At 56.1% G+C, this 239-nt stretch carries 1 pseudogene; it reads right to left on the bottom strand.

What is annotated here, in order from left to right:
• Positions 1-239, bottom strand: a pseudogene (gene gltX / locus FDX22_RS19775) (glutamate--tRNA ligase); the annotation flags it as partial.

Below are 239 nucleotides of genomic sequence, written 5' to 3'. Positions count from 1 at the left end.
AGCAATAAACGCGAGCGCCTTGTTAATACGTTCAATGCTGCGAGATTTACCAATCGCATGCACCGTAACGTCTAACGCCGGAGACTGACCAGCACCGGTTACGGCTACGCGCAGCGGCATCCCGACTTTACCCATGCCCACCTCCAGCTCATCAGCGGTTGCCTGAATCGCGTGGTGCACGTTTTCCGCGGTCCATTCACTGATAGCAGCCAGTTTGTCGCGAACCACTTCCAGTGGCT

Source organism: Citrobacter sp. TBCS-14, assembly GCF_005280805.1.
GTDB classification, from domain to species: domain Bacteria; phylum Pseudomonadota; class Gammaproteobacteria; order Enterobacterales; family Enterobacteriaceae; genus Citrobacter; species Citrobacter gillenii.
This window is presented reverse-complemented; position numbering and strand designations above follow the sequence as displayed.